The sequence below is a fragment of the Alteromonas gracilis genome (assembly GCF_002993325.1).
Classification (GTDB): domain Bacteria; phylum Pseudomonadota; class Gammaproteobacteria; order Enterobacterales; family Alteromonadaceae; genus Alteromonas; species Alteromonas gracilis.
In genome coordinates, this window is the sequence record NZ_PVNO01000031.1 from 283,909 (window position 1) to 300,685 (window position 16,777).

The window sequence follows — 16,777 nt, forward strand, 5'->3', positions numbered from 1 at the left end:
GCAAAACCAATTATCGAAAATTAAAGTAAAAGCAAAGTGTAAGCCAATGCTTATACCAGATAACGGCAGCTAAACTTAACACTTTGCCTAAGTTTAGTGCTTTTTAACTCACTCACGGCTTGATTCACAGTAGAATAGTGTTTCTGACTTACGACACATCTCTTTTGCATAAGGACTAATAATGCGCGTTTCCCCTCTGTTTTCCCTGTCATTGTTAACTATTTCTCTCTCACCAATGTTAGCAGGGGCGCAGGAGATGTCAGGTATAGAAAGAATAGAAACCACGTCTTCTCGTATTCAAGGAAAAGTGAATGCCTCTGGTTACGCTGTTTCTTCAGTTTCAGAAGAAACATTATCACTGCTCTCTTTTCAGCACATCCAAGAGTCGCTTAACTACATTGCTGGTGCTGGCGTTCAGCGAGGAAATGGGCAAGAGTATTTACCTGCCCTTCGCTCGCCTGTTCTTACGGGTGCTGGCGCCTGCGGAGGAATATTAGCAGCAGAAGACGGAATACCCCTGCGTGCTGCAGGTTTTTGTAATATTAATGAACTGTTTGAAGCCCATGGCGAGATGGCACAGCGTATTGACGTCATCAAAGGTCCAGCTTCTGCGTTATATGGTTCAAATGCAATTCACGGTGTCATTAACGTCATCACCCCAGATACAACACAAGGTGATGGAATACTGGGTTTTGATTATGGCTCATACGGTTTTCATCGAGTTAAGTTTCAGGAAGGCAAGAATTTTGGCAGCAGTGGCGTAGGTATAGCGGCTAGCTTAACCCGTGATACTGGCTATAGGGATGACGAAGGTGTCGACCAGGAAAAAGTGTCTTTACGTCATAGATTAGAGTGGGATAACACCGTTATCACAAGCGGGATGACATATACTCACTTAGATCAGGAAACGGCGGGCTATATAGAGGGGTTTGAAAGCTATAAAGATACGCAGATAGCACGAAGTAATCCCAACCCCGAAGCGTTTCGAAACGCTCGAAGTTTCAGGCTATGGAGCAAATTCGATACAACGTATGAGGGAGGTCATGCGCTATCAGTGACCCCCTACATACGTAATCAAGATATGCGTTTTCGCATGCACTTTTTACCGGGAAAACCCCTTGAAGAAAACGCCCAAAAGGGCGTGGGCGTGTTGTCACAGTTTAATTATGTGGTGAACGACAGGATATCGTTAGATGTTGGTGTTGATGCGGAATACACAGAGGGTGAATTGACGCAATCTCAACAAGGTCCTACCGAAGGCTCGGCCTTTTTAGTTGAAACCATACCTGCCGGTAAACACTATGATTATGACGTTGATGCAACGTTGCTCGCGCCATTTTTTGCGTTGAATTGGCAGGATGATAAGTGGGCTATTCAGTTAGGCGGACGCTTTGAAACTATGCGGTACGACTACGCCAATAACATGAACACAGGTCGTGTACGAGAAAATGGAACTGAATGTGGATTTGGTGGCTGCCGCTATTCTCGACCAGCAGACAGTGAAAATGATTATAACAATTTCAGCCCTAAGCTCTCATTGCGCTATCAGCTTAGCCCCCAAATTCAACTTTTCGGTGGGGTTGCCCGCGGCTATCGCGCGCCCCAAGCTACTGAACTCTATCGTTTACAGCGCGCTCAAACGGTGAGCGAGCTTGAATCAGTCACGGCTGATAACGTTGAACTAGGTATTACGGGTTCATTACTTTCAGGTGGCTATACGCTGTCGTTTTATAGATTGGAAAAAGATAATGTAATTTATCGCGATAGCGACTTTTTTAACGTTAGCAACGGAGAGACGTGGCACCGTGGTGTTGAACTCACTTTTGACCAGCAACTGAGTGACGTTTTACGCGTTGATTTTGCGGGCACTTATGCAAGGCATACTTACGAGCACAGTCAACTTTCAGGTGAGTTGGACATTAAGGGCAACGACATTGATACGGCACCTAAAGTGTTATTCAATACCCGTTTAAGCTATGACGTTACAGAGAAAATACAGGCTCAGTTGGAATGGCAACATGTGTCTAGCTACTATACTGACGCTGAAAATCTCAATGAGTATGATGGTCATGACTTGGTTCATGGTCGAATAAGCTGGGATGTAACAAATAGCATTACCCTATATGCGCGCATCAACAATATGCTAGATACTGAGTACGCCGAACGCGCTGACTACACAAGTTTTTCTGGCCCTCGTTACTTCCCTGGCAGACCCCGTAATTTTATGCTTTCCGCATCGTTTATGCTGTAAAGAAAATAAAAGCTCCTGATAATTATCTATGCGGACTGGTATAACTATTAATCTTAAAAATGCAGACTATGGACGCGATTTGCTTGTGCATAATGGGCGACGGGCGTAGTCTGCAATAATCAGCATGGGTCGCAGTCACGCCATGTATAGCGCTTTTTCTCTTCACGAAACAGGCGGTATACGTGGAATGATTGTTAATAGGTATACCCATGCAAAAAATAGTAATAGTTGGTGGCGGTGCTGGTGGTCTTGAGTTAGCCAGTCGCTTAAGCCGCACCCTCGGGAGAAAAAAGCAAGCCGAAATCACCCTCGTCGACCGCAGTCGAACCCATATTTGGAAGCCGCTACTTCATGAGGTAGCCGCCGGTGTTATAGATAAGCATTCAGACGGTGTGGACTATGCAATCCATGCTGCTGCTCATCATTACCGTTTTCAGCTTGGTGAAATGTGTTCACTTAATGCGCATGAAAAAACCATAACCTTGTTGCCATTGATTGACGAAGAGGGTACGCAGGTCTTACCTGAGCGTGAGATACATTATGACCAGCTGGTGCTGGCCATTGGAAGTGTAAGCAACGATTTTGGTACACCGGGTGTAGCAGACTACTGCTATTTTCTCGACTCTCTAAAGCAAGCCGAGCGCTTTCACCGCGCGCTGCTCAATCAGCTTATTCGCATAAACCAGCAAGAAGACAAAGATGCAAGAATTGATGTTGCCATTGTGGGAGCGGGTGCCACGGGGACTGAACTTGCTGCTCAACTTCACCATGTGGCTAACTTGTCGAAAGCCTATGGAATGCCTGATATGTCCGCATCACGATTGAAAATTACGATCGTAGAGGCCGGCGAGCGTATATTACCTGCATTGCCAGAGCGTATTGCTAATTCAGCCAGAAAAGCGCTACACAAGTTGGGTGTAGATATAAAAGAGCAAACCATGGTGGCTGAGGCAGATTCAAATGGATTAATCACCAAAGACGGCAGCCGTATTGATGCCGATCTTATGGTGTGGGCTGCGGGTGTTAAAGCACCAGACTTCATTACAAAATTAGATCTGTTTGAAACTAATCGCGCCAATCAAATTTTGGTTGATAAGCAACTGCGAAGCTCTACGCACAAAAATATATGGGTGCTAGGCGATTGCTGCGGCTTTCAGCAAGACAATGGTAAATGGGTGCCACCCCGTGCCCAGTCGGCACATCAAATGGCCGATATCGTCGCTCATAACATAACGTCGTTATTTAACCAGAAAGAGGCCAAAGATTTCACGTATCAAGATTATGGCTCGCTGGTTCATTTAAGTAAGTACAGTACGGTAGGAAGCTTAATGGGCTCGCTATCAAATAGCAGTATGTTTATTGAGGGGCGATTAGCCAAGCTAGTTTATGTCTCTTTGTATAACATGCATCAGTTTGCGGTTCACGGAAAAATGAAAGGGGCGCTTAAGCTAATTGTGAAAAAGTTGAGTCAGGCAATAAGCCCGAAACTGAAACTTCACTAGTCTCTATATAACGAAAAGCCCTTGAAATAAGACGCCTCCCAGAGACCGAATAGTTGAGGTCTTAGGGGGGCGCTTTGTAAACGATTTTTCGTTTACGTCAAAAAATATCTACACGCTCTATTACTGCTTCACACCTTCAACGTGAAGCTCGAGTTCGACGGTTTGAGACGCTGGCCCTAAGTCGTAATCGATACCATAGTCTTTAAGGGCAATTGTAGTCGTACCCATGAAGCCCGCGCGATAGCCTCCCCATGGATCTTTGCCTTCACCAATTTTCTTGGCTTCAATAGTAATTGGCTTAGTTACACCATGTAATGTGAAATCGCCCATCACATCCATCATGCCATTGCCTTTATCAACAATCTTTGTACTTACAAATTTTGCTTGGGGAAAATCGTCAACATTTAAAAAGTCATCGCTTTTCAAGTGCTTGTCACGTTCTGCATGGTTTGAGTCGATACTGTCTGTATCAATGGTCACCATAATTTTTGCGGCACTTGGTGCGCTATCATCGTAGCTAAAGTTGCCTTTGAAATCGTTAAAGCGACCCGTTAGCCATGAGTAACCTAAATGCTGAATTTTAAAATTGATAGATGCATGTGCGCCTTTACTATCAATCACATAATCCGCGGCCTGAGCAGTGCTTAAAGATAGCGCAGCGGCTAGGGCAAGTGTTAACTTCTTCATAATTTCTCCTTTTCCTTAATGTCATCGAAGCCGTAACATCTGCTTCATTGTGTCGTCTTTGTTTATGAAATGGTGTTTTAAGGCTGCCAGCATATGTATCACTGATATTGTTATCACTGACCATGCAATATAAAAATGTGCATCTCCGGCACGATCTTCTTGGTTGTTAAATAGTTCGCCAACGGCAGGAATTGCAAACCAGTTAAATACATCGATGGCTCTTCCGTCGGCGGTTGAAATCAAATAGCCACTGGCAAACAGCGCAATCATTAACGTATATAGAAGCGTATGGCCAAGGCGACTAAGCTTCTTTTCTGTGGCACTGCCCAATGAAGGAGGGCGTGAAGTAACTGCCCGAGTAGCTAATCGAAGTACAGTAATAGCGACCAACAGCAAACCAACACTTTTATGCCAATGAGGAGCGGTTTTGTACCAGTCGCTGTAATAGGTAAGGTCTACCATCCACAATCCCGATGCAAACATGCCAATAACAGCAAATGCGGTTATCCAATGAAGAAACACAACAAGTCGGGGCCACCTAGATTTCATTTCGTTTCCATATAACGAGTGTTAACACTAGTGTAATTTCAATTTCTTCGACCAAACATCACTTTTAATGAGAGCATTTGTTCTTTTTTATAGAATAAAGAATGGCGTAAGCGACCACAGCGACGACTCATAATTTACTAAATTCAGATTATGTGTCGTTTAATGGAGGATAAAATGCGCCAAGTGCCTCTATTAAACGCGCAAAATACACTTATAGTTTAAATAGGGAGTCACAAAGGTGGCTGACCGCCCATAGAATTAGTCTTTACAGTTGAGGTTTCACGCTTTGCGCGTTTCATACGTTTTGTTGGCAGTCATATTGCCAGCGCTATTTTCATCACTGGTTACTGTCTCTGCACTGGGAGAGAGCCGAGGTGTGCAAAATAGTGCCAACGAGCTCAGCAAAACCACAGCATTAGCAACCCTTGCTGAAGAGTGGGAACGGTCCGTTCATGATGTTGATGACGACCTGGATGACGGTTTAGCGTCTCTCCACGTTAATGCTAGTGTAGAAAAGTATGTTTTTTGCACTGGCAATATAGCTGAGGCAAAATCTTACGCTAAGCTGCGCGCTAATATCATCAGAGGACCGCCTTCTTATACTTAATCACTTGAAAAACTATATTTTTTATTTTTGATTAGGAGAGAAGGTATGCACGCCTTAAATCTATATAAAACCGAAGCTATCGACACGTTGGCATGGCCGGTTGTTGAAAACACCATTACTCTAAACTCGTCTGCAATGGCGGTATTTACTGACTTCAAGCAACACCTGCCGCACGTTATCGATGCGCGTACCCCGGCAACAAAAGTTGAGTCTATTATGCGCCAATCTCATGTGCGAATGATGCTGGTAGTTAATAGTCATAACCGTTTCATTGGTATTGTTACGAGTCATGACGTTAGTGAGCAAAGCATTATCCAGCGTTTAAGTGAGCTTAAAATAAAACGCGATGAATTGACTGTTCATGACTTTATGCGGCCGAAGACCTCTTTAATGTCTTTTGACTTTACCGAACTGACTCACTCATCGGTGGGTGATGTGATTGAAACGTTGAAAGACTACGGTCAGCATCACTGCCTTGTTATGGACAGAGATAGTCACGAAATCCGCGGCGTGATCAGCGTTAGTGACATTGCGAGAGAGCTGCGCGTTCCGCTTGATATTCAGGGGCGCCCGACCTTTGCAGAACTCATCACTATTCTCGCTGCTTAATTTTTAATTCCGCCAATTTTGAACCATACTTTCACTGCGCATTGTCATAATGCAATGCGCAGTGAAAAGCTTACACGGGCGTATGCCTATGGATGATCTAAATATCGTTATAGAAGGCTAGATGGTTTTATGCAGTATGCTCACGGTGAATTTATTGTATCTCGATGTGGAAGCGCGATTGTTACGCAGGCTTATGGTCCTTGGAATAGAGAGTGCGTCACACTTTTCGCAAAGGAGTATCGCGAGAAAGCTGAGAGCCTATTTGGTCAGACTTGGTGTAATATCGTTTGCGTATCTGGTGAGTCCTTGCTTGTTCCTGATGCCGAGGCTTCGTTGCGAGAGCGCACGGCTGCTATGCATCCACTCGGCCTTACTCACGTTGCTCTGGTGATGGGAGATTCCAGCGCTAAAGCGACCACCAAAGCTCAACTGAAGCGGGTTTATCGAGACATTAATATCGACACAATTTTTGTAGATTTTATTGCTCAGGCTGTGGAATGGCTAACAGACAAAGGTTTTTCAATTGAACAAGAAAATATTTCTGAACACTTGGAAAAAGTGGCATTAAAATAAAAGAGTAAAAGTGGTACGCATTTCGCAATTAGCTTACACATCAACGTAATATTGTGCATTGAAACGAGGCGATACCATGAACAGATCACTATTTCCAACCAGTGTTGTAACCAAAGCATTTACTTGGGCATACCAAGAACTGGGTTTAAGTATTAAGCAAGCCTCTGAAATCTTAGGTATTTCCCCATCTTCTCTTGCTCAAACTACATTACTGGGTTTCGAAAGCGGCACCATAGAGTATCGGAAACAGCTTGCGTTTATTCGTATGTATCATTTACTCATCACGCTGTCAGAAGGGGACACTGACCAAATGCGGGTGTGGTTCACCAGCTACAATGTAAGCCTTGAGATGTCACCATTGAAGATGTGTAAAGAGTATGACGGTGTAGAACGAGTTGCTGACCAACTTCGCAAATTAAAGCAATCGTGTTCAGGACGCCAGAGTGCACTTGCTACCGTTGAATTTGCCCATCAAGAACGAGAAGTTAGAACAGGCGCAAGGGTTCACTAGATTTCCCGATATTTAAATAACATCGTTAGAATCGATATCGCAGATAAAATCTGCACAAGCCTGAACTTGAGTTATTGGGATCATGTGGCCCGCATTAGGGATAATATCGCTTTTAGCATTAGGGATTGCATTTGTAACGGCGTTCATATGGTCAGTAGGCTTTAATATCTCATCATTTTCACCATACAGTACGCCTACGGGGCAATTGATTTCGCTGTATCTAGACTGTTGTCTGAACAAACTGCCCTGCGCAGATACTGTATCCCTACTACCTTCATAGAAACTGCGAGAGTGAAGCGCCAAAATACCTCCACCTTCTACTGAAAAAGAAGGCGGAACAGCTTCAGGATGGAATATTTGCGCAAGTTGCTTTCGGCCGAATCTTGCTCTTAGCGGGCTAGCGATGGTTTTTGAGACGCTCTTACGTACAAACTCGTTAGGTATGTAGAGCACGGATAACGGGCCTGCACCGCCTTTTAAGGGGGTAGTGAGCGGACACAAAAGCGATATTGACGCAATTTTTTCAGGCGCATCAATAGCCATTCGTAGCGCAATCCCTCCACCCATCGAATGTCCGGCAATACTAGCGCTTGTAATGTTTTCTTTCTCCATCCACTCTAAAATCATCTTACTTTGCTGTTCAAAACTTGCAGAGGTGCGTTTGTAACGTGTGGAGAATCCGCTTCCTGGCCGGTCAATAGAGTAAACCGTATAGCGGTGGGCGAGCGTTTTTGCTAACGCATTAAAATTGTTACTATTGCCTAGTAAACCGTGAATAAGTATCAGGGCAGGCCCATTACCTTGTTTTTGCCAATGAATAATTCCACCTGATACAGGAGTAAGTTTTCCCGCCGGTGTGAATGCTGATTCAATATTGTTGTCCATTTTTGAAGTAAACCAAATCAGTCCAACAATGATACAAATCAAGAGTACCAGAACAACAATCATCGAGCGCTTCCTATGTGAGAGTGAAATTTAACCTAGCGGTTAACGCAATAATGGTCAAGTAAGCCTTGGTGATAATGATTTATAGCGTAGATGCATACGGTTGCACGTAGCTATATAAAGCGAGTGATAATTAGGAACTAAGATGGAATTACAAATAACGCGAAGTATCACAATAGATGATAGTGAAGCGGATTTACAGGCTATTCGAGCCCAAGGCAGTGGAGGGCAGAATGTCAATAAAGTGAGCAGTGCCATCCATTTGCGATTTGATATTCACGGTTCTTCTTTACCTGAAAGATTGAAAGAGAAGTTACTTCAGTTAAACGACAAGCGTGTTACCAATGAGGGTGTGTTTGTATTAAAAGCTCAGAATTACCGCACACAGGAACAAAATAGAGAAGACGCGTTGTCACGATTAGTTGCTTGGATAAAAGCAGCAACGATTGAGCAAAAGCCACGAATTAAAACCAAGGTAAGCCGGGCGGCAAAAGCACGTCGCGTTGATGTAAAAAAACAACAAGGCGTTAAAAAATCTATGCGCAAGAAAGTGGAATTTTGATCAAAACTAATCTAAAGTATAACGCTCACAAAAGGTCATTTCGCAAGACAACGGAAAATTCTTACAACAATAAATGAATGTGTCTTGTGTTCATGCTAAATATTGGAACTTAGGGAAGCATAAAAAGTGACGCGTTCGAACGTAATTCCTATGGTGCTATTTGCAGCCATAGTGGTTTCGCTTGGGATTAACACACCGCAAGCCGCAAACGAGATCATCGCTCGTTTGTTCAATAAATCAATTTCAAATTCTGAACTTCAGCCATCACAGGCAGACGTCGATCGTTTTCAGTCTATTTTAACTGATAAGTCTGAAAAGGAAGTGCGGTCAATTCTCGCTCAGCGCGCATTGGGTAATAAAATTACAGAGTCTGTACTTTCTGACTTTGCACATAAAAATGATATAGAGCCTGATGACTCAGAGGTTCAGTCCGCTTATTCTGTTATTAAGCAGTGGACCGTTGAACTAGACGATAACAGCGAGTTTAAAGGTGACGAACTTGAACGCTACCGTCTGGCCATGGCACACGGAATGGCAAAAAGCTGGAAAGTGTCTAAAGCATTGTACGACGCCTATGGCGGCGATGTCGTTTTTCAGCAAGATAACCCACTTACTCCGGTTGGGGCATATCAGCAGTTATTTGAACAGTATCGAGAAAAAGGTGAGTTTGTTATTTACGACCCGGCCTTTAAAGCGGCGTTTTGGAGTTCAGTTAAAATGAAATATGCCAAAACTTATGACCCGGAAAACATAGACTTCTCACTTCCTTGGTGGGAAAAGAGCATGACCGCTTCAGAAAAATAGTCAAAAAAGGCCCTGTTTTTACAGGGCTTTTTTTATTCTTTGCGAAAAAATAACTCCTCAGCGGAATAAAACCTTTCATCTAACCGTTATCTCAGTGTCCTTTATGAAAAACGGAGATAATCGGATGAAAAAGTTAAATACTGCAATTGCATTGGCTTTAGGTATCGCGTCAACGTCGGTGTTGGCTCAAGAAGCAACCTTTTCGGCTAATACTTCAGCTGATGTTTCAACGTCTACATCAGTTTCTCTAACAAACGGTGCAAACGCCCAAGCTGCAGCTCAATCAAGTATGCAGGCATCGGCACAGGGCGACACAGTCACTCAAAGCCAAATGTCTACCGAAAGTTCTGCTAATGCTAGTGGACAGCTATTGGCAAGCCAAACAGGCAATGACTTATCAAGCGGGCAAGAATTGAATCAAGCCCCTGAAGTCAATACCGAAGCCGATACCGAAGAAAGCACAGATCAAGCAGCGGCAAATGAAGTAGCACAAACGACTACTTCAAACGCTAACCTCTTTGCAAATAGCGCTCAACAGCTTTCTACAAACGCAACATCTTCACTGGTTTCTAATTCGCAGGCTTCCCTTGAAGGCGTTGTTTCAGCGACATCAGACACGGCGAATTCAATGACAGCAACGGTGGCAGGAACGCTTACGGGTAATGTTTCTGGTTCAACTTCAGTTTTGTCGTCAGCATTAGGATCTGTTGAACCGAATACACAGTCAGAAGGTGAGGTGGAAAATGCTGCAGCAAGCACGGCTTCGGGAGCTGCTCAAAGTGCAGTAGGGGGAACCGTGGCCAACACAGTAACGGGTACGGTGACCAATACTGTAACTGGCGCTGTCGCTACCGCCGTCGACGGGGTGATTGCTGCAACGGTAGCAAGCAATGTAGGAAATACGGTAGAGAGCACGGTAGCGAACACGGTAGCGAGCACGGTAGAAAGCACAGTAGAGGCATCGGTTGCAAACACTGTGGAGAGCACAGTAAACGATAACGTTGCTTCAAATATCTCGGGTGCATTGGGTCTTTAACGTATGGGCCTCAACGGATAGGAGGAGGGAGAGCTCTCCCTCCTAACTTCCTCGCATAACCCATTCATAGTTGAAAACACCGAGTTTCACTTTCTCTGTAGTAGGTAGCAATAATGAAAACCCCACCACTTAAACGTTCACTCAAGAAAATTGTTTTCGTCCAAGAGAGTCGCAAATACCTTGCTTTTGCTGCGGCTACCGCATTAATAGCAAGCAGTACAGCTTATGCAAGCAACAACAGTCAGTCAAAAGTAACTAATGATGCAAGAAGTACAGATGAAGAGAAGCAAGCGATCTCGTTTTCAGGCTCTGGTTATATAGGCTATCGCCACGATAGTAACGTGAGTGTGAGTGAGCTCGACACAAATTCTAACGTGGACGACAGCGCCGTGCAGTCAGAAGCACAGTTAAGAGTTTCAGTGAAACCAACGGATAAATGGGAAAACGAGCTCTCGATAAGTCAGGTAAATACCAAATACCAAACCCTCAGCGAGTTTGATCTTGGGCTTACCACCTTATCTGCAAGCACTAAGTATGCGTTAGACTTTGCAAAACTAGGTGCGCATTACTATCACGCCAGCGCTAAGCTCGCTGGGCGCGATTTTCTTACCTATCAACAATATGGTTTATCTGCGGGGAAACTGGTAGGACAGCGAGCTTATTTGCGCATTAGTAGCGACCTTATCGACAAGAAGTTTGAGAACAGGCCTGAGAACACGCCAATTCGTGATAGTGAAGCTGTTGCCGTACGCAGTGACCTGTTTTACTTTTTTGAAGGGGAAGATTTTTTTCAAATTGCCCTTAAATACCAAAATGAAGATGCGCAGGACAATGCGTTCGATTTTACAGGGAAGGGAATTGACCTTGCCTACACTTATCCATTTGCGGTGTTTAGTAAGCCGCTTGAGCTAAAGGTTGCTTACCAGCTAGATATGCGTGATTACGCTTCAGAACAAGATGGAGGTATAGGCAGGGAAGACGACAGGCACCTTGTTGAAATGAGCGCAGACTACGCCGTTTACGACCATGTAGAAATAAGATTGTCTACCCAATACGGAGACTTTGCTTCTACAGTCGATGGAGCAAATTACCAAGAAACTATTGCTGAGTTAGGCATTAACGTTCATTTCTAGTGAACGTTAATGCCAATATGAATACGGCTGTATTTTAAGGCAGTACGCCGAAGCCGAACACCTTGTCCCGTCCGGGGCTACCAGCATCTAAAGCTATTTTCTGCATTTTTAATAAGGCGGCGTGTCTTTGCTGCTCTGTGCGGAAAAAGCAGGCGTACAGCGCAGTGGCACGAGGGGAGGCCATTGAGGTTCCTGTTTGCCTAACCGTTTTTCCATTAGGGTGTGCGGCATCAACCGATACGCCAAATGCAGCGAAATCTACATAGTCACCTTGGTTGGCCCACCTGTATATTGCATGTGATTTATCCACTGCGGTTATGCCAAGTGTCTCGGGGTAGGCTGCAGGGTATAAGGGTAAAGATGCTGGCCCTTCGTTACCTACAGCTGCAATAACTTGTATACCGTTTGTGTCTAACTGTTGTATAACACGCGCTAAAATAGGATTGTCGGGCCCTGCAAGGCTCATGTTTATGGCATCAACCTGCTGTGATGCTAAATAGTTAAGGCCTTCAATTAACGACATCAGTGTTGCTCCTTGGCTAACACTATTGCGCGAGTAAAATACACTAGCGTTAAATACCTGGCTTGAGTCAGGTAGTGACGCCGCTATTAAGCTTGCTACTGCTGTGCCGTGATCTGAGGAAAAGGCTACGGTATTTTCTTGGGAAATTGGCTGTCTTGTATCTTTTCCGTTGCCATCACCTTTACTGCTCGTATTACTATTCTGGCTTTGCTTGCTTCCATGACTCGGAGCGACGATAAAGGAGGCTTGTCTTAAGGTAATGTGCGACAGCATCGGGTGGGTAGGCACAACATGGGTATCAACCATCCCGATGCGCAAGGGCGTCGAACAAGATTCAAATTTTTGCGATGGTGCTTTTGACTTATGCTTAGTCTCTGGTTTGCTTGCGTTCGTAGCCACTTCGCTTTGCGATAAGTAAATATGATTACGCCCTAGTTGAGACTGTAGGTTTTTGGGTAAGGTGTTGCGAATATACGACACATCATCCTCATCCCCCGTTACCTTTACTTTATAAAGCCACTGAGAGAGTGCGGGTAAAAACTGTGCCTCTTGTATTTCCATATTCGTACCATTGAAATATGCTTTATCGGCTTCTTCACCTATAAAAAGCCACTCTTTTTCAACGGCAAGAAAACCATTTTCCACACTAACTTCTTTGATAACTTTCTGACCCGATGCCGATAATATTGTTGTGGCTTTAGGGGCAATAAATTGGGGGGCGGGAACATTACTAACTACACCTGAAGTCAATGTAGATAGGTCTCTGGCGCCTTCGACAGACGTCTTCACCTTTCGCCTTGCCTCATCTCGAATGCTCTTCAATTCAGAGGGCGCTCTATCAATTATCGGGCGCACCGGTGGGACCACTTGATTTAATGTGCCTGCAAGCTGGGCATGAGAGATAGATGCGGCAAACAAACCTACTATCCCCACAAAGAATGTGTACTTCATTTTACAACCTTACTATTTTCATGGGAGCAGTTCAGTGCCTTGAGAAGGAATGGCATAAATTGTGCCATGGTTATAAATAGAGTCTAAGTCACTGCTGCCATTTTATGTAGTGACGAATAGAAAGAAGAAAAATTCCGCTGAGTGTCGAAGAAGGGCTGCCAACCTAAAAACACAAAGCCCAAAATAAATTTTTTATTCAGCGGAATAAAAATACTCGTGGCTCGTTAATAGAGTATTGATAACGGAAATCTTCACGAAGGTACATGAAAATGAAAGATGAGTTGACCGAACTCGTCCCGTCATTGCGAAAGTTTGCATACTCATTGACGGGTAACATACATGATGCTGATGATTTGCTTCAGAACACGCTAGAACGATTATTGAGTAAACCCATTCCTGAGCAAGTTACACTAATGGCATGGGCATTTAGAGTGTGCCGAAATTGCTGGATAGACGAATACAGGGCGAAGAAAGTGAGAACTAACGCTAGCGATACCCTTTCATATGAAGCTCAATCAGCGAATGACCATGTAGATATGGATGAAACGGTAGCCCACTCAATAACATTGAAGCAGGTTTCAAGTGCTATGGATGAACTGCCTTGTGAGCAAAGAGAAACTCTCTCTTTAGTAGCAGTACAGGGAATGAGTTACGCCGACGCTTCTGAAGTTTTACAGGTGCCAGCAGGGACCATCATGAGCCGTCTTGCCAGAGCCAGAACAAAGATATCCAACTTACTGAACGGGCAAAATGAGGTGCTATCGTGATCTTATCTGACGAAAAACTCTCTGCTTTCTTAGATGGAGAGTTAGATGCTGTAGAAATGGATACGGTTCGCGATGCTATAGCACATGACGTAACTGTTTCTGACCGTCTTGCCGCTCTTGCAGACGTAGACAGAGTAGTAAAAGTGGCAGCAGAAAAGGCGACTGCGGTTGCGCTCCCTAAAGAAATCGTCGCGCTTTTGAGTGATGAAAGTCGCTCAAGAGAGAAAAGCGTAGTACAGGGTTATAGTGAACGTTTAAATGGGGAGAGTTCAGCAAACAAGAACCCAGCAACCCCGTTCTCAGCAAATCAAAACACAGGGGAAAATGTGAGGCCGTTTCCTCGAAAAGTGAATACCGCTGATGGCGCACGCGTTGAAAAAGCAAAGTGGAAAGGAGTTTCTTCAACTGCCGCCATAGCTGCAAGTGTGGCGGTTTTAGCCGGCTTGGTTTTCTTTAATCAACAAGGTGCAGATATCTCACAACCTTCTCATTGGGCTAATGTGTCGTCTGTGCTCGACAGTAACTTGAGTGGAGAGACTACCTCGTTTGAAACTGGCATAACAGTAACGCCTAAACTGTCTTTTTTAAATACTGATCTTAACTTTTGCCGACAAGCTGAAGTGAAGTCTCAAGATGAGATAAATGTGATGATTGCTTGTAAAGACAAGCATGGCGGCTGGCGACTTGCCGCCAGCAAACTGGATGAGTTAGGTGCAAATACAGGTCAATATCAGACTGCTACGAGTGCCAAATTGTTAGAAGATAAGTTAGATGTGATGATGGCGTCTGCGCCATTAAACCGAGAGCAAGAGAAAAACGCAATTGAAGCAACTTGGCTAGCTGAGAAAGCCGAAGGAGTAGATGATGAAATCTAAAATTATGTTAGTACTTGCGGTATTGATTATGGCGGGCTGTGCAAGTCAACCTGATTATAGACAAGCAGACAAAGGCGGTTTTGGTTACAACGAAAGTAAGTTAAGTGATACCCAATACCGCGTACATTTTAAGGCAAAAGGCACCGATAAAGGCAAAGCCATGGACTATGCTATGTTACGCGCTGCTGAGCTTACCCTACTGGAAGGTTATGACTGGTTTGTCGTTACCGACCGCGAAACCTTAGTAGACAAAGAAACGGTGCAGACCACGCCAACTGCCGGCTTTAGCCAGCGTTACGCACGAGTCACTGACTGCGGTGTACTTACTTGCCGTACGTCTTACCACCCCACTAGCCAATTTGAAACCGGAGTGTTCGTCGGGGGCTCTCAAAAAAGCGAAATCGAGAGTATATTAAGTATAGAGCTAGGTAAAGGCCCCCGTCCTACTTCGGCAACCAGTTTTGATGCAAGGGAAGTACGTGAAAATCTACAGCCGAAGGTAGAAGAGTAATATTTTTCATCGGCTATTCCTTAGATTCGGGTGATGATTAGGCGAAATTGGTCTTCTAGTACATCAGTGTTATAGATTAATGGGCTTAACCAACAAAAAGGGACGCAACGCAAAGTTTCGTCCCTTTTTAATTTTACATTTAGCAAACGATAACGCTTGCTAAAAAAGTACTCTCGCTTAAAGCACTGTAGAATACCTAATATATTAATTGAAGTAAGCGTCTACTTCTTTTTCAGCTTCGTCACGGCTTTTGCCGTATTCTTTCTGAATTTTACCGACTAATTCTTCACGGCGACCATCAATTACGTCTAGGTCATCATCGGTAAGTTTACCCCATTTCTGTTGTACCTTACCTTTCATTTCTTTCCAATTACCTTCAATACGATCATTGTTCATGGTGCTCTCCTTAACTAAACAATTGGTTTCAAAACTGGTCATAAAAGCCGGCCAGTTACTTAAATAGGAGCAAAGGGCGTTCCAATGTGTAGGTTTTTGAAAAATATAGGCTTATTAAGCTATTAGTAAATAATGTCATGGGCTTTCATGCAGGATTTACAAGTCGTTGCAAACCCTACATGGGTAATAGTTAGTTTAGGGATTGGGAAAATGCTTCACTGTCTTGTCTCTTTTCTATTTTATGCTGATCTTCGCTGCGACCTTTTTTCCAGTAGCTACTAATATAGATATTCTCGTGTGCTACGTTTTTTTCATCTTTCAGCCATGTCCTGATTGCTCGCATATCTGAAAATTCGCACGCTACCCAAACCGTGGGCGTACCTTCTTGCCAATTAAGCTGAGTAAGACGGTGTGGTAAGCTGTTTTCGAATTCCCATATCACCTCAATACCCTCAGGTTTTTTAAGCACCACCGCGTCTTTTTCGTCTTCAATCCGGATTACGGCATAGCCCTTGGCATGGGAAGGAAGCTCTGTGAGGTGATTTCTAATACTGGGAAGAGCAGTCATGTCGCCTGCCAACAGCACCCAATCATAATGCTCATTTAATCCTTTGCTAGAGCCAGGACCCGCAAGCGTAATGATATCACCAGGTTTAGTACTAATTGCCCATGCTGACGCGGGGCCCGTTTTACCATTGTTGGCATGAATAACCATATCTAGCACTAACTCTGGTTTATGCGCATCGGATTGGGCTACCGTATAGGTGCGCATCGCCACTTGGCTCATGTCAGTGGGTTTTGAAAGCGGGTTTCCGTTTTTATCGAACATTAGCTTTACGTAAGCACCGGCAGTTACGGTAGGAAAAGTGCGGAGATCGTCGCCACCTAAATAAACGCGTTGCATAGTAGGGGTTATACGAACCGAGCGAGTAACAACGGCATGACGAGGTTGTGGTCTGGACATAAGCTTCTCCTAAAGAATTCG

At 44.2% G+C, this 16,777-nt stretch carries 19 protein-coding genes; 13 read left to right on the forward strand and 6 right to left on the reverse strand.

Going from position 1 to position 16,777, the window contains the following annotated elements; translation table 11 throughout:
• The first annotated feature begins 181 nt into the window (after nucleotides 1–181).
• Together C6Y39_RS17900 and C6Y39_RS17905 are read left to right on the forward strand one after the other, a co-directional pair.
• Nucleotides 182–2,251: a TonB-dependent receptor gene (locus C6Y39_RS17900; protein WP_105932573.1), complete on the forward strand. Its 2,070-nt coding sequence runs from the start codon at nucleotides 182–184 to the stop codon at nucleotides 2,249–2,251.
• A gap of 209 nt (nucleotides 2,252–2,460) precedes the next feature.
• Nucleotides 2,461–3,753, forward strand: coding sequence for an NAD(P)/FAD-dependent oxidoreductase (locus C6Y39_RS17905; protein ID WP_105932574.1), 1,293 nt, complete (start codon nucleotides 2,461–2,463; stop codon nucleotides 3,751–3,753).
• A gap of 120 nt (nucleotides 3,754–3,873) precedes the next feature.
• Here the strand turns inward: C6Y39_RS17905 and C6Y39_RS17910 are convergent, their stop codons facing one another.
• Nucleotides 3,874–4,440 (reverse strand): YceI family protein, encoded by a 567-nt coding sequence (locus C6Y39_RS17910; protein ID WP_105932575.1) that lies wholly within the window; start codon nucleotides 4,438–4,440, stop codon nucleotides 3,874–3,876.
• A gap of 21 nt (nucleotides 4,441–4,461) precedes the next feature.
• Nucleotides 4,462–4,989 carry a cytochrome b gene (locus tag C6Y39_RS17915; protein WP_105932576.1) on the reverse strand — a complete coding sequence of 176 codons (528 nt, stop codon included), beginning with the start codon at nucleotides 4,987–4,989 and terminating at the stop codon, nucleotides 4,462–4,464.
• A gap of 286 nt (nucleotides 4,990–5,275) precedes the next feature.
• Here C6Y39_RS17915 and C6Y39_RS17920 point away from each other — a divergent pair, with 286 nt between their 5' ends.
• The 4 genes from C6Y39_RS17920 to C6Y39_RS17935 all read left to right on the forward strand — a co-directional run bounded on the left by C6Y39_RS17920 (nucleotide 5,276) and on the right by C6Y39_RS17935 (nucleotide 7,289).
• Entirely contained in the window at nucleotides 5,276–5,596 is a 321-nt protein-coding gene (locus C6Y39_RS17920; protein ID WP_105932577.1) for a hypothetical protein, read from the forward strand.
• A gap of 45 nt (nucleotides 5,597–5,641) precedes the next feature.
• Entirely contained in the window at nucleotides 5,642–6,205 is a 564-nt protein-coding gene (locus tag C6Y39_RS17925; RefSeq protein WP_105932578.1) for a CBS domain-containing protein, read from the forward strand.
• A 129-nt stretch (nucleotides 6,206–6,334) separates the two neighbouring features.
• A complete protein-coding gene (locus tag C6Y39_RS17930) occupies nucleotides 6,335–6,778 on the forward strand; it encodes a hypothetical protein (RefSeq protein ID WP_105932579.1) in 444 nt (147 codons plus the stop codon).
• A gap of 76 nt (nucleotides 6,779–6,854) precedes the next feature.
• The gene (locus C6Y39_RS17935) at nucleotides 6,855–7,289 is read left to right on the forward strand and encodes a hypothetical protein (RefSeq protein ID WP_105932580.1); all 435 of its coding nucleotides are present in this window, start codon (nucleotides 6,855–6,857) and stop codon (nucleotides 7,287–7,289) included.
• 12 nt (nucleotides 7,290–7,301) lie between these two features.
• On the opposite strand, the gene C6Y39_RS17940 is transcribed toward C6Y39_RS17935, so the two are convergent.
• Nucleotides 7,302–8,237 carry an alpha/beta fold hydrolase gene (locus tag C6Y39_RS17940; RefSeq protein WP_105932581.1) on the reverse strand — a complete coding sequence of 312 codons (936 nt, stop codon included), beginning with the start codon at nucleotides 8,235–8,237 and terminating at the stop codon, nucleotides 7,302–7,304.
• A gap of 142 nt (nucleotides 8,238–8,379) precedes the next feature.
• On the opposite strand from C6Y39_RS17940, the gene arfB reads away from it, so the two are divergent.
• The 4 genes from arfB to C6Y39_RS17960 all read left to right on the forward strand — a co-directional run bounded on the left by arfB (nucleotide 8,380) and on the right by C6Y39_RS17960 (nucleotide 11,769).
• Complete coding sequence (gene arfB / locus C6Y39_RS17945; protein ID WP_105932582.1) at nucleotides 8,380–8,796, forward strand: alternative ribosome rescue aminoacyl-tRNA hydrolase ArfB; 417 nt, start codon at nucleotides 8,380–8,382, stop codon at nucleotides 8,794–8,796.
• 126 nt (nucleotides 8,797–8,922) lie between these two features.
• On the forward strand, nucleotides 8,923–9,600 hold the full coding sequence (locus C6Y39_RS17950; protein ID WP_105932583.1) for a SurA N-terminal domain-containing protein: 678 nt from the start codon (nucleotides 8,923–8,925) through the stop codon (nucleotides 9,598–9,600).
• A 124-nt stretch (nucleotides 9,601–9,724) separates the two neighbouring features.
• A complete protein-coding gene (locus tag C6Y39_RS17955; RefSeq protein WP_105932584.1) occupies nucleotides 9,725–10,636 on the forward strand; it encodes a hypothetical protein in 912 nt (303 codons plus the stop codon).
• A gap of 113 nt (nucleotides 10,637–10,749) precedes the next feature.
• Nucleotides 10,750–11,769, forward strand: coding sequence for a porin family protein (locus C6Y39_RS17960; protein WP_105932585.1), 1,020 nt, complete (start codon nucleotides 10,750–10,752; stop codon nucleotides 11,767–11,769).
• A 34-nt stretch (nucleotides 11,770–11,803) separates the two neighbouring features.
• Here the strand turns inward: C6Y39_RS17960 and C6Y39_RS17965 are convergent, their stop codons facing one another.
• Nucleotides 11,804–13,243 (reverse strand): S8 family serine peptidase, encoded by a 1,440-nt coding sequence (locus C6Y39_RS17965; protein WP_105932586.1) that lies wholly within the window; start codon nucleotides 13,241–13,243, stop codon nucleotides 11,804–11,806.
• A gap of 269 nt (nucleotides 13,244–13,512) precedes the next feature.
• Between C6Y39_RS17965 and C6Y39_RS17970 the strand changes: the two genes are divergently transcribed.
• Genes C6Y39_RS17970 through C6Y39_RS17980 form a run of 3 tightly spaced genes read left to right on the forward strand, consistent with a single transcriptional unit; the run spans nucleotide 13,513 to nucleotide 15,396 of the window.
• On the forward strand, nucleotides 13,513–14,010 hold the full coding sequence (locus C6Y39_RS17970) for an RNA polymerase sigma factor (protein WP_105932723.1): 498 nt from the start codon (nucleotides 13,513–13,515) through the stop codon (nucleotides 14,008–14,010).
• Nucleotides 14,007–14,885, forward strand: a complete 879-nt coding sequence (locus C6Y39_RS17975) for an anti-sigma factor family protein (RefSeq protein WP_105932587.1) — start codon at nucleotides 14,007–14,009, stop codon at nucleotides 14,883–14,885. The genes C6Y39_RS17970 and C6Y39_RS17975 overlap by 4 nt, the downstream gene beginning before the upstream one ends.
• On the forward strand, nucleotides 14,875–15,396 hold the full coding sequence (locus C6Y39_RS17980) for a CC0125/CC1285 family lipoprotein (protein WP_105932588.1): 522 nt from the start codon (nucleotides 14,875–14,877) through the stop codon (nucleotides 15,394–15,396). Before C6Y39_RS17975 ends, C6Y39_RS17980 begins: the two co-directional genes overlap by 11 nt.
• A gap of 204 nt (nucleotides 15,397–15,600) precedes the next feature.
• Here the strand turns inward: C6Y39_RS17980 and C6Y39_RS17985 are convergent, their stop codons facing one another.
• Entirely contained in the window at nucleotides 15,601–15,792 is a 192-nt protein-coding gene (locus C6Y39_RS17985) for a CsbD family protein (RefSeq protein ID WP_105932589.1), read from the reverse strand.
• Between the two features lie 190 nt (nucleotides 15,793–15,982).
• The gene (locus tag C6Y39_RS17990) at nucleotides 15,983–16,756 is read right to left on the reverse strand and encodes a siderophore-interacting protein (protein WP_105932590.1); all 774 of its coding nucleotides are present in this window, start codon (nucleotides 16,754–16,756) and stop codon (nucleotides 15,983–15,985) included.
• Nucleotides 16,757–16,777 lie beyond the last annotated feature (21 nt).